Consider the following 26306-nt stretch of genomic DNA (forward strand, 5'->3'; position numbering starts at 1 on the left):
ACATCGCCTTTGACGGCACCCGCGAGTTCGGCCACGATCCTTGAGTACCCGATCGAGGTCCATCAGCGCGGCCAAACGGCGACTATACTAGATTTGCGGAAACAGTATAGACCGCCAGCTGGGCGATGCAGGTTGCCCAAACGAGTTGGCTATACTAGATTTGTGGAACTGGTATAGGAGCCGATCTCATGAAGCAAATTGACCTCATGTTTCGCACGATGGTAGCGGAACTCCAACAGCGGACGTTCGATGCTCAATGGTCGGCCGACTTTCCTCCGACGGGTCGCTTCGTCCCGGTAACAGTCGATAATCGCAAATACTGGTATTTCGATGAACCAGACGGCGCGGGCGGTCAAAAGCGGCGTTATGTCGGACCTGCTGACGATACCGAAATCTCCGCTCGGGTCGCAACGTTCAGGGCTGAAAAGGACGATTACCAGAACCGGCGAAAAATGGTATCAGCCCTGACGCGCGAAGCCGGTATGATCGCGCCGGATCGTTTCACGGGCGCGGTCGTCGAGGCGCTGGCTGCAGCCGGTCTTTTCCGGCTTCGTGGCGTCTTGGTGGGAACGGTCGCCTTTCAATGCTATGCGGCATACCTTGGCGTGCGCCTACCAATGGCCGCGATCCTGACGGGTGATGCCGACATTGCCCAAGATTACGCGATCTCGGGAGAAGTGGCAGATTCCATGCCGCCAGTTGTGGAACTGCTGCAAGGGATCGATCCGTCATTCCGGGCGCTCCCGCACATATCCGGATCGCCCCGCTCTAATGCTTTCCGGAATGATAGCGGCTACCGCGTCGAGTTCCTGACGACAAACCGGGGATCGGAGGAATACGCTGATCAACCGGCGAACATGCCCGCGCTCGGCGGAGCTGCGGCGGAACCGCTCCGATACATGGATTTCCTGATCCGTGATCCGGTCCGAACGATCCTGCTGCATGGTGCCGGTGTCTCAGTCGTTGTGCCCGATCCGTCGCGGTTCGCGGTCCATAAGCTGATTGTCGCTGGTCGTCGCCTCAATGATGCCGGTGGGCGGGCAAAGAAGGACAAAGACTTGCGCCAGGCCGGAATGCTTTTCGAGGCACTGCAAGAAACTGCCTATGGTCGGGAACTGGCTGCCGCTTTGCGTGAGGCGTGGGGTCGAGGGCCGTCATGGAGGAGTGCGATCACGGCGGGCGTTGATGCAGTTCACAACCAATATGAACCGGCCGTCCATCACACGTTTGGCATTCTGCCGCTAGAGGAAGTGGAAAAGGCCCGTCTATCCAATGAGCATAACGTCTGACGGGTTGCTCATCGCGCATTGATTTGCAACGGAAAATTCAACTTGAAGTCAATACACTTTATACTTTTATTAACAATCAGCAATACACTCAACTGCATCGCGAGTTGCCAAGAAACGATGTTTTGATTTCGGCACCGCCGAGATGGTCGAAGCACCCATCGATGCCTTGTGCTCAAATCGTGCGATGCTAGCTCATCAAACTCAAGCAGCTAGGCAAACCCCGCGACAGCCAGGGCCCAACCGCTTCGACTCGGCTATAGGTAGTCCGGCACTGGACGCGACACGCAAGAATGCTGCCCATCCCTACCAGCAAACCGAAAAACACTGCTGGTGAGCTAACGTGCCCCAACTATGGTCGTGAGTGACGTGCACGCCTTCGAGCAGGGCGAGCCATCTGCCGATCGAAGAGAAAGGGCTCCGACAGCGGACTCGGGATTGCGACCATTTCCATCACGCCCTACCTACTGGCGATGATCGTATTCCTCGACTTCGAAGCCTCCTCCCTCAGCAAGCACAGCTACCCCGTCGAGATCGCCTGGGTCTTCGAGGATGGGCGCTCGCGGTCATTCCTGATCAAACCGAAGTCCGGATGGACGGACTGGTCCGCAGATGCAGAAAAGATTCACGGTATTTCGCGCGACCGCCTGCAGAAAGATGGAAGCGACATCGAACTCGTCGTGGGGGAATTGATGGCAGAGCTTTCGGGGCACGAGCTTTATGCGAGTTCGCCCTCCTGGGACGGGAAGTGGCTCAGCGCACTGCTTCGGGGTGGAGGAAAGCCACGCCATGCATTGCGGCTTCGGAAATCAGACGATCTCTTCATCGAGGTGGCGTCTGCCATCCTTGGCGCCGATAGCGCAAACGTCGATATTCCGGGTTTCGTCGCCGATGTCATCGCCCAGTCGGAACCTGTCAATCCGGCTCATCGCGCCCTTCCCGACGCACGCCTCGAGCTGAAACGGCTCGGGCTTGTCCAGGCTGCCGCCAGGAAAATTGCGGCCTCCTGCCACGATTGACGCGTCCGTTGCTGCAAGCTTTGCCGTTGCTCCAAAGCAGACATCGTCGGCGAACAGGTTGTAGGTCGCAGATGCACCAGAGAACCTGATCTCAGAAGAGATCGCTCCGAGCGGACGTTCTCCTGTCTCTGTCTTCCTGCTATCGTGGAGATGGGGGATGACCCTATGAGCGAGAATCGCAAGCTGGCTGCAATTCTGGCCGCTGATGTAGTCGGATATAGCCGGCTCGCCAGCGAGGACGAAGATCGCACCCTTGCAAGGTTGCGGGCACTGCGCAGCGACCTGATCGATCCAACCATCGCCGTGCACAATGGCCGCGTTATCAAGCGCACCGGAGATGGAGCGCTGGTCGAATTCCGCAGCGTTGTCGATGCCGTGCGCTGCGCCATCGAGGTACAGAATGGCATGGCCGAGCGCAATGCCGGCGTTCAGCAGGATCGGCGCATCGAGTTCCGGATCGGCATCCATCTGGGGGACGTAGTAGAGGAAAGCGATGGCGACCTGATGGGTGATGGCGTCAACATTGCCTCCCGTCTCGAGGGTATCGCGACCCCCAGCGCCATTTGCCTGTCCGAGGATGCCTATCGCCAGGTCAAGGCGAGGCTCGATCTCTCCGTCAGCGATCTTGGAGTGATGCAGCTCAAGAACATCGCCGAGCCCATCCGGGTCTATTCGCTTCAGGTCAGTGCCGCTGCGGAGGCAAAGCCAGCAGTAAGCGCAGGCGCCGTGGCTCATGCTCCGGCCGAATCGCCGCCTGAGCTTTCGATTGCCGTGCTGCCCTTCGTCAACATGAGCGGCGATGCCGAGCAGGAGTACTTCGCCGACGGCATCTCCGAAGATATCATTACTGCGCTATCGAAGCTGTCGCAGCTGTTTGTCATTGCTCGCAACTCATCATTTACTTTCAAGGGCCGGAGCGTGAACGTGCAGGAGGTGGGGCGCAATCTCAACGTGCGTTACGTGCTGGAGGGAAGCGTTCGCAAATCAGGCAATAAGGTAAGGATCACCGCGCAGCTCATCGATGCGACCACTGGCGGGCATCAGTGGGCTGAGCGTTTCGATCGCGACCTGAGCGATATCTTCGCGGTGCAGGATGACGTCACGCAGCAGATCGTCGGTGCTTTGGAACTCAAGCTGACGGCGGGAGACCAGCAGCGCCTCGCGGCCGAGCAGACACAAAATCTGGAGGCCTATGACTGCTTCCTGCGGGGTCGTGAACACATGTGGCGGCTCACGAGAGAGCAGAATGTTGAGGGCCAGCAATTGTTGCAGCGCGCCATCGATCTGGACCCCAACTTTGCCCCGGCCCACGCGTTCCTCGCCGTGGCGCAGGCACTGGCCTACGTCAACCAGTGGAGCCAATCGCCCTCGAAGTCACTGCAACAGGCGATCGTTTCTGCGACGCAGGCGGTCGCGCTCGACGATCGATATCCCTACGCGCATTGGGCGCTGGGCGTCACCAACTTGTACCTGCGACGACTTGACGTGGCCATCCGCGAGGCTGAACGCGTGATCGCGCTTGCCCCCAATCTTGCCGAGGGCCATGAAAGCCTCGGCAACGCTCTGCATTATGCGGGCCGGTCCGACGAGGCCCTCGTCTGTTTCGAGCGCGCAGTTGCGCTGAATCCATATTATCCCGACATCTTCCTGCACTTCCACGCGCAGGCGATGTTTCAGTTGGGCAGGTACGAGGAAGCCGTTGCCTTCCTGAAGCGTCGGCTTGTGCGCAATCCCGGCACCGACATCTCACGCGTGTTGCTAGCGGCGAGCTATGGTCACTTGGGCCGCTTCGCGGAGGCGCGCGAGGAGTGGGACGGAGTGTTCCGCATCAATCCTGATTATTCACTGGAGCACAGGCGCAAAGTGCTGCCCTACAAGAACCCTGCCGATTTCGAGCGCGTTGTGGACGGCCTGCGCAAAGCCGGTCTCACCGAGTGATTGACGCGGCAGTCTACAGCCTGCTCCGCGGCGGCGCTCATGCTTCCAGCGCTGTGGCGCAAATTGCGCCGACACCCGGAATTGTCATCAGTCGAGAAGCGAGGGCATCTTGCGTGGCGGGTATGCGAAGTTCCTTCTGAAGCACGGCGAGCTGTCCGGATCCGGCTGCTATGGGCTCAGACCGCAGATCCGCTCACCAAGGAGAAATTCAATGCCACTCCGATGAGCAACTGACAGCAAGGCCTTACCCATTGGGGTTAAGCGCCTGGTAGAACAGACTTCGGTGCATGGCCTTATCGACTGGAACCGAGGTGTCTTGGCGAGTCCACTGCACCGGGGCTGCCAATGAGAGAAGACGCCAGCAGCTCCAAACGCGCCGATGAGCGCTGAGACAGCAGCAGAGGTTCGCGCTAAGCCGCGCCGATCCACGTAGGTAAAGCTACGAACATACAAGTGGGAAAGCGGGATGTAAGAATGCTGTGCCACATCCACCGGCAAGGAGATTTCAAATGCGAATTTAGAGAACATTTCCAAGCGGTTTTTGATGGGCTACTTCAGACGCGGGCCGCCTTTGCAGACTACAGCCGAATGGCGGGTGTGGTGCGGATTCCGGCCAAGTAACTAGGTGCATTTCCGTATGACGCTGTTCGTTAAGCACCCTTGCACTGCTACGCTCTGCGCCGATCTAAAAAAGATATGCGACGAGGAGCATTTCAGATCGTATGCCGTCCTCAAATTTCCCGACGCTGGCACTGCCAATTTTTCTGACATGCTTATTGGCACAGATTGGTCAAAGGACGCCATTCTTCAAATATGCAAGGAAAGCGTTTTCCAAACGAAACTCCTGGATCTTGTCAAGTTTTCGACGTTGCCGATGGAAATGGAGCTAGAAACCAGAATAGAAAATTGCAACGATTCAGTATTCATCATGTCCAATTTGGGAAACAAACTTTACGCTTTCTGCATATACGACCCGGAAGACAGTAAATATCTATTAATATTTACGTCAAACCCGCATCAATACCATAATAGCAATTCTGTACTGATGAAGTGCCTTGCTGCAATTAACAGTTACTTCAGGCAATCCGTTGCCTCAAGACAAAGATCGCCGTTATCTCAACGCGAGATCGAGTGCCTGCGCTGGGCGGCGGCGGGTAAGACCAGTGAAGAAACTGCGATCATCCTGTCCCTGTCCGGATCAACAATTAACGCGTACCTAAAATCGGCTATGCGCAAGTTGAATGCATACAACAGGGTTCAGGCGGTCGTGCAAGCTTACAAACAGAAAGTCTTGTGACGCTGCTGTCCCCTTGCAACGCTACCACCCAACTTCAGCAATGCGCGAAGACTAAAGGCAAGCGCCGCAACGCTGGGCGCGCCGAGATCGGTCCCCTCAAATAGACGGCTTTAGCAGCTCAGCAACATGCGCATCGGTATGTTTACCTACCCGGCGCCTCTACCAATTGCAGATGGAAACGCGGTATCTTCCTGAGATTTCATTTTTAATGCAGTTGTGATGGTATTCGTAAATGGTTCAGCGAAATCCGGTCTATCTCATCGATGATGATGAATCGATCAGGGATGCGATACTGCTGAATTTGCACGTCGACGGGTTGATCGCCATGGGTTTTCCCGACTGCAACGCTTTTCTTTCCAGTCTGCCGAATTTGAAGCCGGGCTGTATCTTGCTTGATCTACATATGCCGACGAAGGGTGGGTTGGAACTGCAAACGGAGTTGACCAAGGCGTGCATTTACTGGCCCATCATTGTCGTCACCGGAACCAGAGATCTTGAGAGTTGCCGAGCGGCATTTCGCGCCGGCGCGGTCGATTTCCTATGCAAGCCCATTGGTGGCGACGAGCTACGGGAAGCGCTCAAGCCAGCATTTGCACAACTGGAAACACTCCTGGAACGCGACGAAGCGAGCCTTCTGGTGCATCAGCTCACGCTGAGAGAGCGGGAGGTATTCGACTTGTTGTGTCGCGGATTCGGCACCAAAGAGATTGCGAAGGTGCTTGCTATTTCCACCCGAACCGTCGATGCACATCGCGCCAACATTTCCACCAAACTGGGCACACGGTCCGTTGCTGAGTTCGTCCATATTCAGATGTTAGCATCCGTATAGGTAGCTGACTTGGGTGAGGAAGAAAGACACCGAGACGCCGCCGAAATCCGCTGCATCTCAATGAGGACGATGAATCGGTGAGGGATGCGATACTACCGAGTATGCAGGTCGACGGACTGACCTTTGAAGCCGGGCTATATCCTGCTCGACCTTCTTAAACCAATGAAGGACAGTCTCCTTCCCCGACCCTTCACGATCGAGGATTTCGCTGAGCCATTTCATTCCATCATCATCTGCCGCATCGAGAATAAATTCTTAAGTCAGCAATTGTTAGAGGTTGTATCTAGGTAAATATACCGATGCGTGCATTCGTCGTCAGCGCCACCTTCGCTCCCGACGACCTGTAACTTTATTCTAACTTCAGAGATTGCAAGCTTGTTTGCTTCCCAGCGATTGAGAACCGCAGTTAATTTGGCATTGCCCGCCATCCTGATTTGGGTCGCTCTGCAGTTTCTAGTTACAGTAGTATTGATATTTTTCCATATAGACAAAGTTGAGAACAACATTGCTTCCTACGCCCAAAGCCTTGAGCGTCTGGCAGTTAGTCGGAACAGCCAGAACTTTGGCTTCATGCAATCACTTACGATGGTAGCGGACGCTCCACGTAGCCGTTCTATCGCGTCTTTTACGAATCTCGCGGAGAACCTCCACGCCCGGTACCCGCAAATATCTGGCATAGCGTGGTATGAAATGGAGCCGGACGAGAAGGTGCGACTGAAACCTATCGTGCAAGTGCCCACCGAAAGGGAGAGCCCGATACTGAAATCTGCAAAGCTGCTTGAGGCTTTAGGAGGCCACCATGGTCAAGTGCAAGTTGTTGTTGATAGTAAATTACAGAACAAATACTACATTATTGAGCACGTCCGTAACTACAAAAATCATTTCTCTGTCATAATAACGATCGATTCTCGAGAAATGCTCAAGCCATCTTTAGTAGATAATTGCCCAAAGGTTACCTGGACGTCAGGAGAATTGACTTTGTTCTCCAATGTATCCACAAAAAGGAACAATTCGCTTATACTATCAACAATAGAACGCCGTATTGAGGTTTATATCGGCGATATATATCAAAACCCAAACGACAATTTCTTGAAAACGAGCATCAATGTCGAAAAACCAATCGCCTTGGACGCGATTTTCGACAACAGCATGCTGTACGTCTTCTCCACATTCTCCATACTTATAGCGGGTCTGTCTTCCTATGCTCTCCACCAAGGCCAGGTCACGCGGCGCCTGCGAGAGGCCGAGCGACTCGCAAAAGCGAATATAAACCGCCTTGAACTGGAAAAGCGGCACGAACATGCGTCGCGAGTCTACGCGATTGGGGAAATGGCGGCGGCAATTGCTCACGAGCTGATTCAGCCACTGACAGCCATTCTCATTAACAGCCAAACTGGTGTGAAGTTGATGGATGCCATGTCGACACCCCAGACGAACGTGACGAGTATTCTTTCCTCGAACGTGAAAGACGCGCAGAGAGCGAGCGAAATCATCAGAAATGTTCGAAGCTTCGTAAGCCCGAAGCCAACAGACACCGCCTGCACCGACATAATTGCGGCGATACGTGAGGTTGCCACCCTCATGGAAGCTTTATTCGCAGAGTGTGGTTTCGAACTCGCACTCGATTTCGACGAGGAACCGCTGCTTTGCAAAATCGGCAGAGTTGAATTCGAACAGGTCGTTTACAATCTCGTTCGCAATGCGTTGGAGGTGGGCGAGCATCTTGACGCCGAAGACCGGATTGTCGCGATCAGCGCTCGGCGTACTGACAATCGTATTTCTATCCGAGTACGGGATCGGGGACCTGGTATCGAGGAGATTATGCTGCAGAACCTCTTTGTCCCATTCTCGACGACTAAAGTTTCGGGTATGGGTTTGGGCCTTTCTCTTTCTCGCCGTATCGTAGAGCGTGCTGGAGGGGAGCTTTCTGGCAAGAACCATCAAGGTCGGGGAGCGATCTTCGAGATAGTGTTGCCAAAGGCGACGAGCGGGATAGCGTCGTCAAACCGTCGGCAGCCGGCTACAGCCGACGAGGCTCATGTCACCGCGAGACAAAGCAGTCTTAAAGTCGTTGATGTTGCCGTCGCTAGAAGGCAACCAAAGCGCCCACGGTCGTCCTGCTGAAATCGATATCGACTGGCGCGGCAAGCTCATGGAATGGGTGGAGAAACGGGGGATTGCATTGAGCCGCATCCAAACCGGGCAAGCCGAAGCAGAATGCCTATGTCGAACGCTATAACCGAACCGTCCGACATGAATGGCTCGACCAACACATCATCGAAGGCATTGAGGGGGCACCGAAATTTGCCACGCAGTGGCTATCAACCTACAACAACGAACGGCCCAGTATGGGCATCGGCGGCATCAAGCCCGCACCGAACTGAAATGGCCGCGTGAATTCTACCGCGGAGCTCCGTTGAAAACGAGTGGATTACCACTCGACGTGGCCGAGAAAACAGCCAATCTCGTAGGGATTTGGTCTGCGTCGGTGTCGCGGGCCGCGTTCGTCGAAGTCGATCGGATGCTGGAACTTGGCCCATCTATCGCCGATACCCTTTCGAAAGCGAGTCCGATGCGGCTGAGAAGAAACGCCATGCGTTTTCCCCGATCCGTTGACCGATCGAGATTGATCAGAAAGGTGTGGGGCCTGGGCCGGCACGTGCCGGGCGTGTGATGTTTTCTGGGCGGGAACGAAAACTCATCGAGGCCTCGGGGGTCGTGGCAATCGCAAATAACACCGGCCCTTAAAATCTCCGCACTCTGTCCACGATTATACGCTTTCGTAAGATTGTGCCTTTCTACGAAGGCCCTATCGCGCTAGCCGAACCACTGAAAGCTAGTTGAAAGCTTCGAGCGGCTACCAACGAGCTGCATCGTGGAGGAAGCACTTGTATCGTGATGACAGGCGATGCGTAACTCATACTGGAGGAGACCTTAATGCGTTCGTCACGCAGTCTTTTTAATAGCATCGCTGTTTCCGCAATGATCGCCGCCGCGTCGTTTGGTGCATCCACGGCCCGCGCCGCTGACAAGATCACCATCATGGTTGGCGGTTACGAGAAGCAGATCTACCTGCCCGCAAAGCTCGCCGAGTCCCTCGGATACTTCAAGGATGAAGGCCTGGACGTCGAGCTTCTGAATGAAGCCGCAGGCGTCGACGCCGAGAACCAATTGCTAGCCGGTGCCGTCCAGGGCGTTGTTGGTTTCTACGACCACTGCGTCGACCTTCAGGCCAAGGGCAAGTTCGTCGAGTCCATCGTCCAGTTCAGCCAGGCACCAGGCGAAGTTGAGCTCGTCTCCACGAAGCAACCGGACATCAAGTCGCCGGCAGACTTCAAAGGTAAGAGCCTTGGCGTAACGGGCCTTGGCTCGTCCACCAATTTCTTGACCCTCTACATGGCCTCGAAGGCTGGGTTGCAGCCCGGCGACGTCGTCACCATCCCGGTAGGCGCAGGCGCGACATTCATCGCCGCCATGCAGCAGGATCAGATCCAGGGTGGGATGACGACCGAGCCGACGATCTCGCGCATGTTGAAGACAGGAGAAGCAACTGTCCTCGTCGACATGCGAACCGTCGAGGCTACGCGACAGGCGCTTGGCGGCACCTATCCGGCGGCATCGTTCTACGTCGAAACCTCTTGGGCGGATGCTCACAAGGACGAGGCCCAGAAGCTGGCCAATGCGTTCGTGAAGACACTCCGCTACATCAACACGCACTCGGCGGCCGAGATCGCTGAAAAGATGCCTAAGGACTTCTACGTCGGCGACAAGGACGGGTACGTCAAGGCACTCGACCAGGGCAAGGGAATGTTCACGCCAGACGGCGTGATGCCGGAAGACGGCCCCAAGACAGTCCTGGCGGTCCTTTCGGAATTCTCGAAGAACGTCAAAGGCAAGCAGATCGACTTGTCAAAGACTTACACGACTGAGTTCGTAAAGAACGTAAAGTAAGTCACGTTGCGCCACTTCCGTCCAGTCGGAAGTGGCTCCCACCCTGGGCATCGCGTGTGCGCCCCCAAAACCACGCACAGGTATCACCATGAATCAGGACAACAAGCAGATCCCCGCGATCGAGCTGATCAATGTCAGCCGTCGCTTTGTTTCCCCGACCGGAAAGTCATTGACGGCACTGCGCGATTTCAACATGACGGTTGGCCGCGGAGAGTTCGTTGCGGTCGTCGGCCCAACGGGTTGCGGCAAGTCGACCACTCTCAATCTGGTCACAGGTCTTGCGAAGCCTAGTGCAGGTGAAGTTCGCTTGATGGGCGGCCCAATCAACGGCATAGACCCGCGTGTTGGCTTCGTGTTCCAGACCGACGCTCTCTTTCCCTGGAAGAATGTCCTCGACAACGTCATGTCCGGCCCGCTCTTCCGTGGCAAGTCGCGGACTGAAGCCGAGAAGGGTGCAAAGGATTGGCTCGCACGCGTCGGGCTATCCAAGTTCATCCATCACTATCCCCATCAGTTGTCCGGTGGAATGCGCAAGCGCGTTTCGCTCGCGCAGACGTTCATCAACGAACCTGAAATCCTGCTGATGGACGAGCCGTTCTCGGCCTTGGACGTCCAGACCCGCACTGTAATGCACGAAGAACTCCTGAAGCTTTGGGCGGACCGCAAGGCGTCGGTCATTTTCGTCACCCACGACCTCGAAGAGGCCGTCGCGCTCGCCGACAAGGTCTACGTGCTGACCGCAGGTCCGGCGACCGTGAAGTCGGTTTACACGATCGACCTGCCCCGCCCGCGCGTTGTGTCTGAGATCCGTTATGACCAGACCTTCATCGACTACTGCAAGACGATCTGGGACGACCTGCGGCAAGAGGTCGAGACCAGCTATAGGCGCGCAAGCGAAGCAGCCTAAGGGAGGAAATCAGACATGGCATACACGACTTTCGAGGCCCGAACCGCGCCAATCTTCTCCGCCGGCACCTCTGATGCCGAAATTGAAGCTACTGCGCTGAAAGCCATAAAGCGCCGGAAGAACCTCGTTCTCTTCTGGCAGGTATTTATCCTGGTAGCCGTCGTCGGCATGTGGGAGCTCTCCTCCAACATGCACTGGATAGATCCGTTCTTCTATTCGAGCCCCAGCGAGGTGATGCAGCGGCTCTACGAATGGGCGACCCAGGGGACCACCGAAGGCTCGCTCTGGTACAATCTCTGGGTCACAATGGAAGAAGCCCTGATCGGGTTCTTCGCGGGATCGATCACCGGCGTATTCGTCGGCATCGGCCTTGGCCGCAACAAGTTCCTGTCGGACATTTTCTCGGTCTATATCAAGGCGATCAACTCGATCCCGCGTGTTGTTCTCGCGCCAATCTTCATCATGATCATGGGCCTTGGGCTACCGTCCAAGGTTGCCCTCGCCTTCATCATGGTGTTCTTCGTGGTGTTCGCCAACGCCTTCCAGGGCGTCCGCGAGGCAGATCGCAACATGATTGCCAATGCTCGCATCCTGGGAGCATCTGACTGGCAAGTAACGCGCACAGTCGTGATTCCTTCCGCCATGAGCTGGATCTTCGCCAGCCTGCACGTATCCTTCGGCTTCGCGATTATCGGTGCGATTGTTGGCGAGTTCGTCGGAGCTCGGTTCGGCATCGGCCAGCTGATTTCAATCGCAAAAGGAACATTCGATGCTGCTGGAATGTATGCCGCGATCCTGCTTGTGATGGTCGTTACGCTTTTCGCCGAATTCATCATGACGTTGATCGAAAACAGGCTCGCGAAATGGCGGCCGCAACAGCACATCGACACGCAATAAGCAGCTAGTCCTCCCAAGGACCATGGGGCTGGGTTCGTACGGGCCCGGCCTCATCTATTTCTTACGTCAACCGCAATAACCTGTTGATTTAGAGCAATAGATGGCGATCATCAGACACCTGTAAACGCTTAGAGATTCCTCCTTCGCAGAGAGTCGTCGTTCAAATTCGGTGCCAGGCGACGGCATGTCTGAAGAATCAAAGCTACGAGGTCTCCGACCCGCCCACTGATCCAGCGCTGCAACTGGGGCAGCATCTTTCCTCGTGGGCAGCCAGCCCCTTGTAGGACCCTTTCTGATAAACCCTCCGCAAGGGCCACCTGCTGACGTAGACAAGCGCAGTGTGTCGTCGCTTATCGTCAATGCAGCGCCAGCATCGATAACCAGGACGGATCGATGCTTACCTATGCGTGTTATTCAGCTGCGCAGAGTTCCCCAGGGATGGATCCGGTCCATTGCTTTATCGACAGAATGCCCGTATATGTTGTGTAGTCGGTGGTTAACGTGGGTAATACCTCCCATCCCATGCGCCGACCGTTCCCCTCTGGAGGTTTCAAACCTCCACACCTTGGGCCTCGACTGTCGATGGCCCTATTTTTTTGGTCCTAGCCAACCATCTGTTGGACAGTCCAGCCTCCGGGTGGCTGAAGGGCCTTCAACTTGACGACCTTGCCCTGTCAGCCTGGTCTCCTGCGAGGCTGAGCATGTTGGGGCCTGCTAACACGCTCAGTGTTTGGCTCTTGCAGGCAGCCTAACCGTTACCACCAGTCCGCCACCCTTGGCACCATCCAGCCAAACGGTTCCACCAGCACCCGTCGCAACCTCAAGAACGATGGCTAGCCCCAAGCCGCTTCCCTCCCCTTCGGTGCCGATAATGCGATAGAAGCGCTCGAGGACGTGCTCGCGCTCCATTGGGTGAATTCCCGGCCCGTTGTCCTCGACACGAAGCACGGCTGTCCCATTTTGTCGCGTTACACCCACAGTGACCCGGCCAGGCGCAGGCGTGTAGCGGATGGCGTTGTCAACGAGGTTTACCAGCATCTCCCGCAACATGGTGCCGTCGCCCTCAACATCGACTGAACCATTTTCCTCCAGCCCGATGTCGATGCCACGGCGAAGCGCTTCCTCGGCTTGCGTGCCGAGTACCTCCCTTGCAACGGCGACGAGATCGACAACGTCTGTCCGTGGCCGTCTGCTTCCAGGCTCTGCCCGCGACAGGGTCAGGAGCTGACTGGCAAGCCGCGATATCTGGTGCGTGCTGTTGCGAAGCGCCTGCAGGGCCTCATCGCGGCGCTCTGTATTTTTCTCCCTTGCCGCAACGCTGGCCTGCGTTGAAATGAGCGCAAGGGGCGTGCGGAGTTGATGTGCTGCGTTCGAGACAAATCGCCTTTGAGCGGCCATTTGGTTCTGGACCCGCTCCATATGGTCGTTGAGCGCGAGAACCAGTGGGCGCAGCTCGGATTGTACCATCGACGGTGACAAGGGGTCGAGCCGATCTCGACCCCTCTCACGAACCGCATCGCGCAACCTAAGCACGGGAGCGAGCCCACGCTGGAGACCAATAATCGTGACAACGCCCGCGAGGAGTACGAGGACAACCTGCTTCGTGAAATCCGAGAACCACAGACGGCGCCGCAACGCATACTGAGCGTTGTGGGTGACCGCAACCGTCACGGCGATTTCGCCGTCTTTGGGGAGGCCAACGACCGGGTGATTCAACGTCAGCGCTCGTATCCCGGCGTTACGAAAGGCACGATCCTGCCCTACCCGCTCGACGGTCGGCAACGGTAGTTCGGGGAAGCCCGCGACGAGATTTCCCCAGGCCGTAATGACTTGGTAGAAGACTTGATCCCCGTATCCGGTATCGAACATTTCGATTGCCGCAGGCGGGATATCAACCTCAACTGTACCTCCTGCGTCAACGCGCACTGCTTCCGCGATGACGCGGGCCGAGGCAAGCAACGTATGGTCTGTAACAAGCTTCGATGCGGCGTCTGCGGTTCGGAAGCTGTCGTAAAGATTGAAACAGATCGCGCCGAAGAGCGTCAGGATCACCCACGCAAGCAGTTGCGCTCGCAGGCTTTCGCGAAGCCGCCTGAAAACCGACCGCGGATAGTTGTACCACGCCAGCTGCATATCACTGTGCATCTCGGAGCAGATAGCCTAGACCACGCAACGTCGCGATCTGCGCTGAGCTTCTCTCAAGCTTCTTGCGCAGACGGTGAACATAAATCTCGATTGCAGTCGGGTCGGCCTCGTCATCGAAACCGAATACGCTTTCGGACAGCGTGGCCTTTGACACCGTGGTTCCCACCTTCATAACCAAGTATTCCAGCACCGCGTGTTCGCGCGGAGTAAGGGCTAGCGGTTCACCGCCGATGAAGAACTGACGCGTTGAGCCAGCAAATCTCAGATCGCCCACCATGATTTCAGGCGCGGCCCTGTCTTGCCCGCGTCGTACGACCGCTCTGATCCTGGCTTCCAGTTCCGCGATTTCGAAGGGCTTTGCGAGGTAGTCGTCCGCGCCGCCATCAAGCCCGGCCACCCGACCGTCAAGGCTGGCATTGGCCGTCAGAATAATCACGGGCACCTTCTCGCCATTTTGACGAATGCGTTTCAACAGCGTCATGCCATCGATCTTGGGAAGGGAGAGGTCAAGAATGACGACCGAATAGCTCGCGACCTTGAGCATCAACTCGGCATCTTCGCCGTCGAAGGCGATGTCCACTGCATACTGGGCTTGCCGAAGCGCCTTGCCGAGCCAGTCGGCAAGTTCCTTATTGTCTTCAACGATCAGGATTTTCATAGTCTGTCCCTAGCACATGCGAGCCGTTTGTTGAATGCGAGAGTGCTTCAATACAAACCCCATGTGTGCACAAACCCCATGTGTGCGAGATAGCTCGATATGACCATCGATTGTCGGCAGCGGCTACGACAGGCTTTCGAGCGAACCCGCCAGAACTCCCGGATTAACACGCCGCGCCGTATAGGCTGGGCGTTCACCGCGGCCAGCCGACTTTCAGCTTGTCGGCAATCCGGGCTTCGACAATCAGCAATGCCATGAAGAGAATGATCGCCAAGAGCCAGCCAAGCAAGGCATCAGACGCGTAGTGTGCACCCACTGCGACACGCAAACCTGCCATTATCAACGAGCCTGCGACCAATGGCGGTCCAACCCACAGGCGAATACGGGACGGCAGCAGGAAGAGAAGACAGAGCAGCCACCCTGCCCCGGAGGCTTCGCCAGAGACAAAGGAACAGTTCTTCGCACACTCGCCAACGAACGTCCCGGCTGCTGCAAAATCGAAGGGGCCGCCGAAGAGGCTCGTCTGTACAGGCCGAGGTCTGCCCGAATAGGATTTCAGAAACCCGTTTACAATTAGCCCCGGCCCCAAGCAAAGGCTTACGATCGCAACCACCAGCCTGCCCATCGGAATGCGATTGCGAATTTCCCTTGAAAGAATGCCACTCGCACCGACCACGACAATCAGCGCTGCTGCTGCGTATGGAAGCACGTACAGGATCTGCCTTACGTGTTCGACGACCTGCAGTCGACGAAGTGGGAAGTACCCGCAGACAAAATCTGGAAGAGCTGCCTCACAAAGTGGGCCGGTGAAGAAGAACGAGGACACCTCGACGTCAAGGGAAGGATGGAGATAAAACGTGGCCAGCAACGCGAACCATGCGCCGATTAGTGCGAGTACTGCCGTAGCCGGAGGGGCTGGCGTATAAGAGGACTGGCCCATGTGCGCCATATTCAAATCTCAACGAATGAAGCCTGAGATTGTCGCGTATCCATCATCAGCCTGACAAACACCTGAACCGGCAAATCATACCGACGATTACCTTTTGCGACAGTTAACGGGTTGCTTCTGTCGGCTCGCTCGAGCTTTGGGACAGCGTCATATAGATCACGATACCGACGATCAGCCCGAGGAAGAGCAGGCTCGTGTAGGTCGTTCCGAAGCCCAACCCGCCGTATTCAAGTGGTTGTGACAGCAGATCACCCAAAGAGGCACCCAACGGGCGGGTAAATATGTAGGCAAGCCAGAACGCCACGATTGAATTAAGGCCCGCGAGGGCATAGCCCGCAGTAATAACGCAAATGACCACCACAAAGAGGAGGGCTGTGGTCAGGTAGCCGAAGTCAAACGTTTCCGCGATCAGGTCCCCCGCCGCCGTGCCCAATGCAAATGTGAAGAGGATAGCCAGCCAATAGAACGCCTCGCGTCGCATCGTATAGATCGTGTGGATCGACAGTGTGCGTTCGACCGCAAGCCAGACCGAAAACGTCACAGCGAGTGCGATTGACAATCCAATGGTGGTTGCCTCGAGCGGAACCCCGAAATTATCAACCAGATTGTCCGTGATAAGCGTACCGACAATACTGATCAGCACAACCGCCGCCCAATAACTCGCAGGCACATAGCGCTTCTGTGCGAATTGCATTGCCACGACCGCGACGAGGACCACTGTCATGATGACCGACGTCACCGTCAGGCCCAGGCCGAGGTTGACTGCGAGATAGTCCGCTGCCGTCTCGCCCATTGTTACGGCCATGAGTTTGATCAACCAGAAATCAATGGTGACCTCGGGGACCCGGTTTACGGGGGCGGTCTGTGCCAGCGCTTTCATCTGCCCGCTCCTTTACTTGCCCATGATCTTCATTGCGTCGGCAAGGAACTTGTCCGAACGGATGTCATCGTCTGCATTGCAGCGTTCAACCGCTTTCGTTTCGAGGTCGTTGACCTTTTGCACGTCTGCGTCACTGAGCTTCGCCCCGGCCTTGGCAGCGCGCATGTCCTTCAGCATTTCTTCACAGGGAACGGCCGAATGCGCAGGAATGGAGAGAGCGAGGAAGCCAAGCGCAGCGACCCCGTTGAGAACAGCGGCGGCAACAATCGTTTTCATGATGAGTGTCCTTTGAGGATTTCTCCGCTGCCCAGAGCGGCAGTAGCGGGACACTATGCGTCGTCGTATACAGGCGCCTTGCCACAACCATACGGTTTCGTAAGGTCGCGAGATCCGTCACGTTTCGGATCCGTGTGCTTTCCGAAAGATTGGCGAAAAGCCAATGGTTCAGACAGCGGTCAGGTAACTATGGCACGCGAATCTGATGCGGATTTTAGTTATCGAAGACGATCGCAAGACAGCTGACTTCCTTGCCAAGGGCTTCGGAGAGGCGGGACATGTTTGCGATGTCATGAAGGATGGGCGAGACGGCCTCTTCCAGGCACAACGGGAAGAGTACGATGTCGTCATCGTCGACCGCATGCTTCCGGGATTGGACGGTTTGTCGATCGTCCGGTCGCTGCGCGCTGCCAGGGTCAGCACCCCTGCCCTGTTTCTCACGTCGGTCGGCGGCGTGGATGATCGGGTCGAGGGGCTCGACGCGGGCGGCGACGACTATCTGGTGAAGCCGTTCGCCTTCTCGGAGTTGCTCGCAAGGGTCAATGCGCTCTTGCGACGCCCTCCCGTGCAAGAGCAGAAGACGGTCCTAAAGGTGGCCGACCTTGAACTCGACCTGATCCGACGGCAGGCAAGGCGCGCTGGACAGGCAATCGAGCTTCAACCAAGGGAATTCACACTGCTCGAAGTCCTGATGCGAGGAGAAGGTCGCGTGCTTACGAAGACCATGCTGCTCGAAAAGGTCTGGGATTTCCACTTCGATCCCAAAACCAGCGTCGTTGAAACGCACATCAGCCGCCTTCGCGCCAAAATTGATAAGCCGTTTCAAGCGCAGTTGCTGCACACGGTCCGTCATACCGGATATAGCCTGCATGCGCCTAACTAACCTCAGACGAAGCACGCCGTTTCGCCTGGCGCTATCGTTCGCGCTGCTGTTCATCCTGACAGTGGTAGCAACTGGTGGCATCATGTATCACCTGCTCCGCAACGGCCTCAACGCCCAGCTCGACACCGCGCTAAACGACACGTTCCAGGTCGTTTCCTCGACCTATGCGCCTGACGACATTGAGGACTTGGTCACCACCCTCGACAGCTATTCTAATCTCAAACCGGCTGACGACGGTGTCTACTCCTTGATTGATGGGTCCGGGAAGAAACTGGCTGGCAATTTCAAGGCGCCGATACTTCCGGAGGGCGTCTTTACCGTGACATCGGCCGATCTCGGCTTGAAGGGTAGCACCGTCTACCGGCTGCAGGGAGCCAAACTGGGCCAGAATACGCTCGTTGTCGGCAGGAGCTTCGCGCAGATGGACTCCATGCTGAGGACGGTGCTCGTCAGCCTGATCTGGGCTGCGGTCCTCGCTGTCCTTGCGGCGGTCGGCGGAGGCATATTCCTTGCAAGCCGGGCGCAAAAGCGCCTGGATGGCGTTGCCCGGACGATGCTGGAAGTGTCAAATGGGCAGCTGGAAAGCCGGATACCGCTGCGAAACGCAGATGATGATCTCGACCACGTCTTCAAGCAGATCAATGACGCACTCGTTCGGCTTGCAGGACTGGTCGAAGGCATGCGCCAGGTTAGCGCGGACATCGCACACGAACTGAAGACACCACTCAACCGCCTGCGGCTGACCCTGGAGGAGGCACGCCAAGCACACGGCGAACAAGATGACGTCGCGAGGTTTCTCGACGAGGCGCATGACGAGTGCGATCAGATAAACGCGACGTTTGAAGCGCTGTTGCGCATTTCACAGATTGAAGCAGGCGCGCGCCGCCTGAGCTTCAGCTTGGTAGGACTCGGCGAACTCCTTGATCTCGTGGAGGACGTCTACACCGATGTCGCGCAGGACAATCACCAACGGCTGATCGTCGAGCCGTGCCGAGAGACATACATCAATGGAGACCGCGAACTGCTGGTTCAAATGGTCGTAAATCTGGTTGAGAACGCCATTGCGCATTGCCCTCCGGACACCGTTATCAACGTTTCCCTGCGGCGCGATGGTCCGATCGCGGTCATCACGGTAGCCGACACTGGTCCCGGTATACCCGCCCCCGAGCGCGACAAGGTATTCCGACGGCTCTACCGCCTCGACAAAAGCCGGACGAGGCCGGGAAGCGGTCTCGGACTAAGCCTTGTGAAGGCGATAGCCGATCTGCACGGGGCGCGGATCGAGATTGAGGATAATAGTCCTGGCGTCAAGATTTCGGTGCAGCTTCCAGCACTCTAGTCCCGGTCCTTCAGGCCTCCGTCAGCTTCGGCTGGCATTTGGCCGTGAGTTGTCAAAACCTGCGGAACATTGATGTCAAAACGTACTTCGGTGATTTTCGCTTGCCTGATTGCTGTGGGAACGGCGGTCGGTTGCTATCCGCTTTATCTTCAACTTTCCGGCAATTTCCACACAGTGATTGAAGGGCAATTGTATCGCTCGGCTCAACCAACTCCCCGGCAACTTGAGAGATATGTCTCCAGCCACGATATCAAATCGATCATCAACTTGCGTGCGAGTGGCGACAAGGGAACATGGTATTCCGCGGAACTCGCGACCGCGGGCAAACTTGGCGTCGAGCATGTTGACTACCCGATGTCGGCCTCCCAGGTTCTCACACCTGAGCAGGCCGACCGTCTTGTAGCGCTCATGGCAAGCCTTCCGAAGCCTATCCTGATTCACTGCCAGGCAGGTGCAGATCGTACGGGACTTGCTTCAGCACTGTACGTCAGTCGGATAGCTGGGCGCGACGAAGAAGCCGCCGAGCGGCAGCTATCTTACTATTTTGGCCATGTGGGTATCCCTCGTCTTTCGGCAGCATATGCCATGGATAAGAGCTGGGAAAATCTGGAAGTTCATTTCGGGCTAAGGGGTTAGGCTGGATTTTTCGGCCGACTCGCCAATCCATCCGTCTTGCACAGTACGACGGGGTGCCGTCCTCGAAGATCGGCGAACTCTGCCCCGGCGGTGGCGATCTCTTAGAACTAGAAGCCGAAAGGCCTTTGGCCGGTCGAAACACGGTCGCCTGTCGTGGCACCCGCCATCGCTTCCGAGGGACTCCGTTCGCATCGAGATGACGCCCACCAACCGCCTGACCCATATAACCGTTTCAGGAACGTCACTTTCCGGGAAATGGCCGACATTTCGAACTGCACGCAGAAGACACGCCGACCGCACAGAACGGCATCACACCAGAAGCGACGCGCCATGATCGTTAATTCTACTTGGCGGCCGCCAAGGGGCAGGCCAGGTCGCCGCATATAGTGACTTTGGACTCTCCGCCTGGGCCGTCCATTCCGGACAAGGGGCCGAGCGAAATCGCGATCGTAGCCGAATCGGAAGAATGTCCCCAACAACCTTCACCTCGTCAGGGCCCTCAGGGCGAGGTTCGCGCACTGGAGTCGATGCTGCATATGCTGATCCGCCAGTGAATGAGCCGAAGCCTCGCCCGCAACAGCAGCAATTCTGAATCAGCGCGAGCAAATCAACATCCTACGACGCCCCCTTCAGGTTCGGGTCAGCAATTTACGCAATTTTTGAAATACTGGTTTGGGGAAAGAGGCAGCGGAGGGGCATTTTATGAAGGGGACTTTTATTGACTACGAACTGCTGCGGCAGTTCGACCTTGACGCGTTCAGGAAAAGGGCACCCTTTCCTTGGGAGAACATTGGAGGCTTTTTGACCCAGGAGGGATTTCAGTCCCTCTATACCAACTTCCCATCGCTTGAGCTGTTCGAACACCACAACAATATACGTCGATCTCATGGTCAGCGCCCACACAACCGCCACTATCTGGCCTACGAGGACTCGATCTATCATAGAGACAGGCCAGCGGAAGCGGGTGGCGTTGTCGGTCGCGAACAACTGCCCACGGCCTGGCAGGGTTTCTTGGACGAACTAGAGACGAGCAAAGAATACCAACGTTTCATTCGCCGTGCGCTCGGAGTTTCCACATTCATCCCGCGCTATGCCTGGCACGTTGGCTCGCGGGGATCCGAGGTCTCGCCGCATCTCGACACCCCACCAAAGATCGGGACGCATATTCTCTATTTCAATACGAGCGATGATTGGAATCCCGAGTGGGGGGGCGCCACGCTGGTACTCGGCGGCAAGAAGATCGAAGCTATGAATCCCGATTTCGCGGACTTCGAGACGAGCACTGCGGCTCGTATCACCGACAACCACAGCTTTCTCTTCAAGAACACGTCGTCGGCCTGGCACGGCGCTACAGCACTTACCTCTCCCGACGACAGCTACCGCCGCCTCTTCAACATCATTTTTGAAATGCCGAGACGCTCCGTCGGGCGCAAGCTGGTCGATCGTGCACGCGCGCTGTTCAAAGTACCAGGTTAGTAGCACCACACCGGGCACTTTAACGTTCCTTCGCATTCCGGCTGCCCCTAAGCGCTCAGTTACCGTCACCCGGGGGGTACCATATGTGGAAGCCGTTCACGACAGAACGCCTGGCAGGCAGACAATGCTCGGCGTCGTCGGCTCGTCGGTGAAAACCGGCAGCCGGCCAGTCGATACGGTCTTCAAGATCGCCCAGTGCGAGGACACTCTCGCGCGCCTCCAAAACTCAAAACCGAACTCCAGAACCTTAGCCAGCCCTGCAGTTCGGCCCGAGGAAACTCACACGAAGAAGATTTCAGCGTGCGGCTTTCAGTTCGTCAAAGACACCCATTTTCTTCATCGAGCTCACCAGACCAGTAAGCACAATCACCGCAACGAAAAGCCCGACAAGTACCATCGCATAAGAGAGCTCCTGATCCGATATGGAATCTGCCGCCACCCTGTAGAACTCGGTAGCCAACAGCGCGATCAGCGTTGACGACATCGTCGAGTAGTCCTTGGCAATAACGCGCCTGATATTGAATGCCATTCCTTCCGTGGATGCCGAGAATGCACTCAGCTTGAGCCCCCACCTGGGGACGTCCCGGCAGTACGCGCTGTAGGCCTCCCCGAACTTGTCGGCCAAGAACTCCTCTTCCGCGTAAATGATGCACTGGTAGATAAACCCGAACAACAAGCATCCGACGGCAACGACCACTGGATTGCCGTGGAACAGGAAGAGCCCGGAGTAGATGAGCATGTTCCCAACGTACAACGGGTTGCGGCAAACACCGAACATGCCTTCCGTGACCAGGTCCTTGGCATAGACCCGCTTATTCAGGCCGCCACGCTTGATATAGGCATAACCGATCACGGTTGCGCGCAGTATCAAACCGGCGGATATGATGAGCAGTGCGGCGGCGTCTTTCCACTGTTCGAGCGTCGCGCTGCCCAGAACCGTTGCGGCCGGCGGCACAGCGACAAACAATGCGACGATGATGAGTGGAAACGCCTGGTTTCGATACTTGAAAAAGAAATTCCCGATCGACAGCATGAGATCCTTCATGGCTTCTTGTCTCACTTAACCGCGACGATGCCGCAGAAATTATACCAACGGAAGAACACTTCCGTGCTCTTGAAGCCCACCTCCTTGAGCAATTGGGTGTTCTCCTCGAGGCGGTAAGGGATGAGAACGTTTTCCAACGCCTCCCTCTTCTTTGATATTTCGATCGAGGAATACCCGTTACGCCGCTTGAAGTCGTAATAGTGGTCGATGAAGAGCCTGTTGAAGGTCGTGTCCTCGCTGGTCAACTTCTCGATCAGCAGCAAGCATCCGTGTTCGTTAAGACCGTCGTAGATCGTTTTCATGACCCGCTCGCGGAAGAGCGGACGTACAAATTGCAAAGTTAACAACATCGTCACGACGCTGGCGTTTTCCACGGAGAAGCCGCGGTGAAGGTCGCCTGTGACGAGCTCGATAGATCGGTTTGTTCCCGACTCCTCGATCTTCTCGGCAGCTTTTTTGAGCATCTCCGGGGCATTGTCGATACCGACGAAGTCCACGTGGTTGTCGACGACATGGTCGAGTGCGAGGAGCGTCGTGGCCGTCGAGCAACCAATGTCGTAGAGGTTGGACTGAGGCTGAGCAAAGTCCCGGGCCAACTCGCAAACCATCCGCTGCATCTCTCCGTAGAACGGGACCGAGCGGCTCACCATGTCATCGAAGACATTCGCGACGGTGGAGTTGAATGAGAAATCCTCAACAGCATTGCGTTCGTCGGCAAACACCTCGTCACGCGAATTTGTATGCAGCACAAGACGGCTAGACTTATCGGTCATGTCCGCTCCAAATGTATAGCAATGTCAAAAGGGCGTGCTTTTCCCCTGCACACCCGGCGCGCCGCGAATTTGTCACGGTATTCTGACGGCTACCTGAAAGCGACGCCATTGACACCGCTGGCGGAATGCAACGCCTGAAGGCGAGCAAGCACGCGAACGCCCAAAGAGCCGCGAGCACCACACGTACTAAGCTGGCACACCTAGGAATCGGGAGGCGACAATTGCCTGTGCCAGATAGGTTGCCCCCGAAACCATGGCGTGACCGCTCGCAAAACTTGCATTGCCGACCGCCAAAGACCGGTCACAACGTCGCCACGGGCCTATAACGTCAGGCTGTTGCTGGATAGCCAGTCGCCTGCAAGCAAAACAGGAAGGGACAGGGCTTCGACCGGTCGGCGTGAAACCACAGAAAGACCAACCGTGCCCATGGTAATGCACTGAACAACCGCCACTCCACAGAGGCGTCCCCATCGCCGTCGTGATCCAGGAAGGTCCGAGAGGCAGGCCAACATCCTCCGCGCGTTTCGACGAAAGGAGGAAAGTCTGATCCCAAGCCCGCTGTCGTCCTCACCGACTTCAAGCAAGAAATGGAAGAGACCTGCGGTAGCCAACAGCGGCAAAGCAAAGGACATTGACCGATCGGCAACTGCCGAGTTCACTCGCGCGCGCTTTGCCAAACGGCCATTTCATTGCGTGATACGCCCGCCTCATCGCCTGATCTTCTTCATTCGTGCGGAGAGTTCGTCTAGGTCGAAAGGTTTGACGAGGAAATCGTCCGCCCCACCCTCAATTCCCGCCAGTCGATCGCTGTATTGGTCCTGCGCCGTCATGATGATAACCGGGGTCTTGTCACCTTCCCTTCGGATAGCTCGCAGGAGGGATAGGCCATTGCCGTCCGGCAGCCACAGGTCCAGAAGCACCAGGTCATACTTCTTCGATGTCAGTCGACAGGCAGCGTCCTTCAGGTTCACACACCAGTCAACGCAATGCCCATCAGCCACGATATGAGACGATACCGCGTCCCCGATGTCGATGTTGTCCTCGACGACAAGCACATTCACCCGATCGCGCTCCTATCTGTTGTGTTGCTGTCGCGTGGAAACGATGTTCACGAATTTCGACTTCTGCACTTTGCGAATACGTCGAGCCGCTTGTCGTAAACCGACGTCTCCACGTTCATCATACCGAGCACGCTGTGGAACAGGTTGTCGTGAGACGTCGTGCCAAGTGCCTCTCTTCGGAGGCAATCCGTGTCCAGATCCATCGACTTACTGAAGTCGTTGTCAAACCACGTTAGGAACGGCACGTGCGTCTGCTGCGAGGGAGCAAACATGTACGGTGTTCCATGAAGGTAGAGCCCCTTCTCGCCGAGGGACTCCCCATGATCGGACATGTAGATCAGGCCCGTCGCCATCTTGCCCGAACGGGACTTGAGGCGGTCGATGACGGTCGCGATGAAGTCGTCCGTATAGAGGATCGAATTGTCATAGGCATTGACGATCTTCCCGGTCGAACACTTGCCAAGCTCAGGGGTACGGCAGTCGGGAACGAACCTACCTTGATGTTCGGGATATCGTAGATAGTAAGCGGGTCCGTGGCTGCCCAGCTGATGGAGTACCAGAACGCTATCGCCTTTGACATGGTCCAACCAGCCATCAAGCTTGTCCAGGAAGATGCCGTCCAGGCACTCGCCTCCCTGGCAGAATCGCGGATCTTTCGAATTCGCCAAGTCGAGGTATTGGACACGATCAGCAACGCCCTTACTGCCCGTATTGTTGTCGAACCAGGCAACGCCAATTCCTGCATGAGCCAGCACGTCTAGAAGTGATTCATTCGCCATAGCCTTTGCGTGGGTGAAATCCGCACGAGTGAACCGCGAAAACATGCAGGGAATAGAGGTCGCGGTAGCCGTGCCGCAGCTGGTTGTATTTGGAAAATAGATGACATTTGCGGCCTTGAGGCGCGGATTGGTTTCGCGGGGATATCCACCAAGCGAAAAATTCTCCGCGCGCGCAGTCTCGCCGGCGACAATTATCGTAACCCGCGGCTTGTTGATCGGCGGTTCTGACGGTTTGACTGTGGCGTCTGCTCCGACGGTCTGAACAACGAGTGCTGCCTCTTTCCCGGCGCTCATGAAGTAGCGGGCGGTGCTGACAATCGGCGCGACGGGATTGACGCTCTTTGCGATGTCTCGCCGTTGTCTGACGGCAGCGGTATACTCCCGCGAGTAGGTCACGCCACAGATTCCGAAGATCGCGAGTGAGGCGAGGATTGCTGTCAGGTTCCAGAAAACCTTTCTCATGAACGGGCGGTGATCAACCTTCGCCCAGACGATCACAAGAGATGGCAGGATCCCGAAGATGGCAACGTGAACAATGAATTCGGACGTGATCAGGTGTTGCGCTTCCGCAGGCGTTGTCTCCATCGCGTTGCGGATCATGTCACTGTCGAAAAGCGCCCCAAACGTGTCAGTGAAATGGGACGCCAAGGCGGCGACGAGGATCAGGAAGATCAAAACCGGCTTGACGAGGTACTTGGTCGAAAATGGAGTAATTACGGCGACGAACAGGGCCAGCATCGCGAGGTACAACGCCCATAGCGAACCGCTTCCGCTTCCGAGATAGTCGGTTGCCTTCCGCCAGAACGTGTTGTTGCAGAATAGGAGGATGTAGCCGCTTGCCAGTATGCAGAGCGGGACGCTTCCGATCCTCGGCCGCAGCGAGCTCATATGTCCGGGCATTTTCATCAGCTTCACCACTCCACTGCAAGCGCGCGTTTTGGAGAGGGTTGCTGACAGTAACCTGAAGCGGAGAAGATGACGGAGATCCGATTGTCGCGGCTGCCATCACGGGAGCCCTTTGCGTCGCTCAACGGCAATGTCGCCAAGGGGATGAAACGGACGCAGATGGCGTGTACCAGAAATTGGCTGACGGCGACGCCTCCGCCCATGTTGGACGCCGTCATAAATGTCTTGCGATGCGTTCGATTAGGCGAGGAGCCGCGATCGCCAAAATGCTGCCTGAGTTGAGCGCGGAGGCAAAGTCAAGGCCGGCAAAATAGAGGCCGGCAGGAAGCCCAGCTAACGGATGGTCCCAATCTATGGCTGGTGCGATACAGGAAAT

At 56.5% G+C, this 26306-nt stretch carries 22 protein-coding genes and 2 pseudogenes; 14 read left to right on the plus strand and 10 right to left on the minus strand.

Translation table 11 applies throughout. From position 1 onward, the window contains the following. The first annotated feature begins 188 nt into the window (after window positions 1–188). The 7 genes and pseudogenes from IB244_RS01825 to IB244_RS01855 form a co-directional block, all read left to right on the plus strand. Window positions 189–1289: a GSU2403 family nucleotidyltransferase fold protein gene (locus IB244_RS01825; protein ID WP_169682466.1), complete on the plus strand. Its 1101-nt coding sequence runs from the start codon at window positions 189–191 to the stop codon at window positions 1287–1289. A gap of 470 nt (window positions 1290–1759) precedes the next feature. Then, the gene (locus IB244_RS01830; RefSeq protein WP_192303007.1) at window positions 1760–2305 is read left to right on the plus strand and encodes a transcriptional regulator; all 546 of its coding nucleotides are present in this window, start codon (window positions 1760–1762) and stop codon (window positions 2303–2305) included. A 165-nt stretch (window positions 2306–2470) separates the two neighbouring features. Next, on the plus strand, window positions 2471–4243 hold the full coding sequence (locus IB244_RS01835) for an adenylate/guanylate cyclase domain-containing protein (protein ID WP_192303008.1): 1773 nt from the start codon (window positions 2471–2473) through the stop codon (window positions 4241–4243). Between the two features lie 637 nt (window positions 4244–4880). Beyond that, window positions 4881–5540, plus strand: coding sequence for a helix-turn-helix domain-containing protein (locus IB244_RS01840; protein WP_049809254.1), 660 nt, complete (start codon window positions 4881–4883; stop codon window positions 5538–5540). A gap of 232 nt (window positions 5541–5772) precedes the next feature. Continuing rightward, a complete protein-coding gene (locus IB244_RS01845; RefSeq protein ID WP_025659561.1) occupies window positions 5773–6369 on the plus strand; it encodes a response regulator transcription factor in 597 nt (198 codons plus the stop codon). Between the two features lie 375 nt (window positions 6370–6744). Then, window positions 6745–8493 (plus strand): sensor histidine kinase, encoded by a 1749-nt coding sequence (locus tag IB244_RS01850; protein ID WP_192303011.1) that lies wholly within the window; start codon window positions 6745–6747, stop codon window positions 8491–8493. 16 nt (window positions 8494–8509) lie between these two features. Then, window positions 8510–8753, plus strand: a pseudogene (locus IB244_RS01855) (integrase core domain-containing protein); the annotation flags it as partial. 53 nt (window positions 8754–8806) lie between these two features. On the opposite strand, the pseudogene IB244_RS33045 reads toward IB244_RS01855, so the two are convergent. Continuing rightward, window positions 8807–9003 (minus strand): annotated as a pseudogene (locus IB244_RS33045) (glycosyltransferase family 25 protein); the annotation flags it as partial. 303 nt (window positions 9004–9306) lie between these two features. Here IB244_RS33045 and IB244_RS01860 point away from each other — a divergent pair. From IB244_RS01860 to IB244_RS01870, 3 genes are all read left to right on the plus strand, one after another. Next, window positions 9307–10320, plus strand: coding sequence for an ABC transporter substrate-binding protein (locus IB244_RS01860; RefSeq protein WP_029792636.1), 1014 nt, complete (start codon window positions 9307–9309; stop codon window positions 10318–10320). A gap of 88 nt (window positions 10321–10408) precedes the next feature. Then, a complete protein-coding gene (locus IB244_RS01865; protein ID WP_169682458.1) occupies window positions 10409–11227 on the plus strand; it encodes an ABC transporter ATP-binding protein in 819 nt (272 codons plus the stop codon). Window positions 11228–11242: 15 nt separating this feature from the next. After that, window positions 11243–12124, plus strand: coding sequence for an ABC transporter permease (locus IB244_RS01870; protein WP_018859091.1), 882 nt, complete (start codon window positions 11243–11245; stop codon window positions 12122–12124). A 723-nt stretch (window positions 12125–12847) separates the two neighbouring features. On the opposite strand, the gene IB244_RS01875 is transcribed toward IB244_RS01870, so the two are convergent. From IB244_RS01875 to IB244_RS01895, 5 genes are all read right to left on the minus strand, one after another. Further along, window positions 12848–14257 carry a sensor histidine kinase gene (locus tag IB244_RS01875; protein WP_169682456.1) on the minus strand — a complete coding sequence of 470 codons (1410 nt, stop codon included), beginning with the start codon at window positions 14255–14257 and terminating at the stop codon, window positions 12848–12850. A gap of 1 nt (window position 14258) precedes the next feature. Then, window positions 14259–14927, minus strand: coding sequence for a response regulator (locus IB244_RS01880; protein WP_018859089.1), 669 nt, complete (start codon window positions 14925–14927; stop codon window positions 14259–14261). A 193-nt stretch (window positions 14928–15120) separates the two neighbouring features. After that, on the minus strand, window positions 15121–15867 hold the full coding sequence (locus IB244_RS01885; RefSeq protein ID WP_246733730.1) for a phosphatase PAP2 family protein: 747 nt from the start codon (window positions 15865–15867) through the stop codon (window positions 15121–15123). 112 nt (window positions 15868–15979) lie between these two features. Further along, entirely contained in the window at window positions 15980–16756 is a 777-nt protein-coding gene (locus tag IB244_RS01890; RefSeq protein WP_192303013.1) for a hypothetical protein, read from the minus strand. 12 nt (window positions 16757–16768) lie between these two features. Beyond that, a complete protein-coding gene (locus tag IB244_RS01895; protein ID WP_169682450.1) occupies window positions 16769–17032 on the minus strand; it encodes a hypothetical protein in 264 nt (87 codons plus the stop codon). 205 nt (window positions 17033–17237) lie between these two features. On the opposite strand from IB244_RS01895, the gene IB244_RS01900 reads away from it, so the two are divergent. The 4 genes from IB244_RS01900 to IB244_RS01915 all read left to right on the plus strand — a co-directional run bounded on the left by IB244_RS01900 (window position 17238) and on the right by IB244_RS01915 (window position 21366). Next, on the plus strand, window positions 17238–17915 hold the full coding sequence (locus IB244_RS01900) for a winged helix-turn-helix domain-containing protein (RefSeq protein WP_018859085.1): 678 nt from the start codon (window positions 17238–17240) through the stop codon (window positions 17913–17915). Continuing rightward, the gene (locus IB244_RS01905; protein ID WP_192303015.1) at window positions 17902–19254 is read left to right on the plus strand and encodes a sensor histidine kinase; all 1353 of its coding nucleotides are present in this window, start codon (window positions 17902–17904) and stop codon (window positions 19252–19254) included. Before IB244_RS01900 ends, IB244_RS01905 begins: the two co-directional genes overlap by 14 nt. A gap of 72 nt (window positions 19255–19326) precedes the next feature. Next, the gene (locus tag IB244_RS01910; protein WP_192303017.1) at window positions 19327–19890 is read left to right on the plus strand and encodes a dual specificity protein phosphatase family protein; all 564 of its coding nucleotides are present in this window, start codon (window positions 19327–19329) and stop codon (window positions 19888–19890) included. Between the two features lie 702 nt (window positions 19891–20592). Then, complete coding sequence (locus IB244_RS01915; protein ID WP_169682448.1) at window positions 20593–21366, plus strand: 2OG-Fe(II) oxygenase; 774 nt, start codon at window positions 20593–20595, stop codon at window positions 21364–21366. Window positions 21367–21661: 295 nt separating this feature from the next. Here the strand turns inward: IB244_RS01915 and IB244_RS01920 are convergent, their stop codons facing one another. From IB244_RS01920 to IB244_RS01935, 4 genes are all read right to left on the minus strand, one after another. After that, window positions 21662–22411, minus strand: coding sequence for a methyltransferase family protein (locus IB244_RS01920; RefSeq protein WP_169682445.1), 750 nt, complete (start codon window positions 22409–22411; stop codon window positions 21662–21664). Between the two features lie 11 nt (window positions 22412–22422). Then, window positions 22423–23184: a carboxy-S-adenosyl-L-methionine synthase CmoA gene (cmoA, locus tag IB244_RS01925; RefSeq protein ID WP_062370145.1), complete on the minus strand. Its 762-nt coding sequence runs from the start codon at window positions 23182–23184 to the stop codon at window positions 22423–22425. 707 nt (window positions 23185–23891) lie between these two features. Then, the gene (locus IB244_RS01930) at window positions 23892–24245 is read right to left on the minus strand and encodes a response regulator (protein WP_169682443.1); all 354 of its coding nucleotides are present in this window, start codon (window positions 24243–24245) and stop codon (window positions 23892–23894) included. Window positions 24246–24292: 47 nt separating this feature from the next. Then, window positions 24293–25930 (minus strand): phosphoethanolamine transferase, encoded by a 1638-nt coding sequence (locus tag IB244_RS01935; protein WP_169682440.1) that lies wholly within the window; start codon window positions 25928–25930, stop codon window positions 24293–24295. Window positions 25931–26306 lie beyond the last annotated feature (376 nt).

The sequence above is a fragment of the Rhizobium sp. RHZ02 genome, assembly GCF_014851575.1.
GTDB classification, from domain to species: Bacteria; Pseudomonadota; Alphaproteobacteria; order Rhizobiales; family Rhizobiaceae; genus Rhizobium; species Rhizobium altiplani.

What these genes read in the sequence shown, in the direction of transcription:
- IB244_RS01845 (WP_025659561.1), top strand. Translation starts at nt 5,773, where the DNA reads ATGGTTCAGCGAAATCCGGTCTATCTCATCGATGATGATGAATCGATC.
- IB244_RS01825 (WP_169682466.1), top strand. Translation starts at nt 189, where the DNA reads ATGAAGCAAATTGACCTCATGTTTCGCACGATGGTAGCGGAACTCCAA.
- IB244_RS01895 (WP_169682450.1), bottom strand. Translation starts at nt 17,032, where the DNA reads ATGAAAACGATTGTTGCCGCCGCTGTTCTCAACGGGGTCGCTGCGCTT.
- IB244_RS01890 (WP_192303013.1), bottom strand. Translation starts at nt 16,756, where the DNA reads ATGAAAGCGCTGGCACAGACCGCCCCCGTAAACCGGGTCCCCGAGGTC.
- IB244_RS01830 (WP_192303007.1), top strand. Translation starts at nt 1,760, where the DNA reads ATGATCGTATTCCTCGACTTCGAAGCCTCCTCCCTCAGCAAGCACAGC.
- IB244_RS01935 (WP_169682440.1), bottom strand. Translation starts at nt 25,930, where the DNA reads ATGAAAATGCCCGGACATATGAGCTCGCTGCGGCCGAGGATCGGAAGC.
- IB244_RS01885 (WP_246733730.1), bottom strand. Translation starts at nt 15,867, where the DNA reads ATGGGCCAGTCCTCTTATACGCCAGCCCCTCCGGCTACGGCAGTACTC.
- IB244_RS01880 (WP_018859089.1), bottom strand. Translation starts at nt 14,927, where the DNA reads ATGAAAATCCTGATCGTTGAAGACAATAAGGAACTTGCCGACTGGCTC.
- IB244_RS01920 (WP_169682445.1), bottom strand. Translation starts at nt 22,411, where the DNA reads ATGAAGGATCTCATGCTGTCGATCGGGAATTTCTTTTTCAAGTATCGA.
- IB244_RS01905 (WP_192303015.1), top strand. Translation starts at nt 17,902, where the DNA reads ATGCGCCTAACTAACCTCAGACGAAGCACGCCGTTTCGCCTGGCGCTA.
- IB244_RS01915 (WP_169682448.1), top strand. Translation starts at nt 20,593, where the DNA reads ATGAAGGGGACTTTTATTGACTACGAACTGCTGCGGCAGTTCGACCTT.
- IB244_RS01865 (WP_169682458.1), top strand. Translation starts at nt 10,409, where the DNA reads ATGAATCAGGACAACAAGCAGATCCCCGCGATCGAGCTGATCAATGTC.
- IB244_RS01870 (WP_018859091.1), top strand. Translation starts at nt 11,243, where the DNA reads ATGGCATACACGACTTTCGAGGCCCGAACCGCGCCAATCTTCTCCGCC.
- IB244_RS01840 (WP_049809254.1), top strand. Translation starts at nt 4,881, where the DNA reads ATGACGCTGTTCGTTAAGCACCCTTGCACTGCTACGCTCTGCGCCGAT.
- IB244_RS01910 (WP_192303017.1), top strand. Translation starts at nt 19,327, where the DNA reads ATGTCAAAACGTACTTCGGTGATTTTCGCTTGCCTGATTGCTGTGGGA.
- cmoA (WP_062370145.1), bottom strand. Translation starts at nt 23,184, where the DNA reads ATGACCGATAAGTCTAGCCGTCTTGTGCTGCATACAAATTCGCGTGAC.
- IB244_RS01835 (WP_192303008.1), top strand. Translation starts at nt 2,471, where the DNA reads ATGAGCGAGAATCGCAAGCTGGCTGCAATTCTGGCCGCTGATGTAGTC.
- IB244_RS01860 (WP_029792636.1), top strand. Translation starts at nt 9,307, where the DNA reads ATGCGTTCGTCACGCAGTCTTTTTAATAGCATCGCTGTTTCCGCAATG.
- IB244_RS01875 (WP_169682456.1), bottom strand. Translation starts at nt 14,257, where the DNA reads ATGCAGCTGGCGTGGTACAACTATCCGCGGTCGGTTTTCAGGCGGCTT.
- IB244_RS01900 (WP_018859085.1), top strand. Translation starts at nt 17,238, where the DNA reads ATGCGGATTTTAGTTATCGAAGACGATCGCAAGACAGCTGACTTCCTT.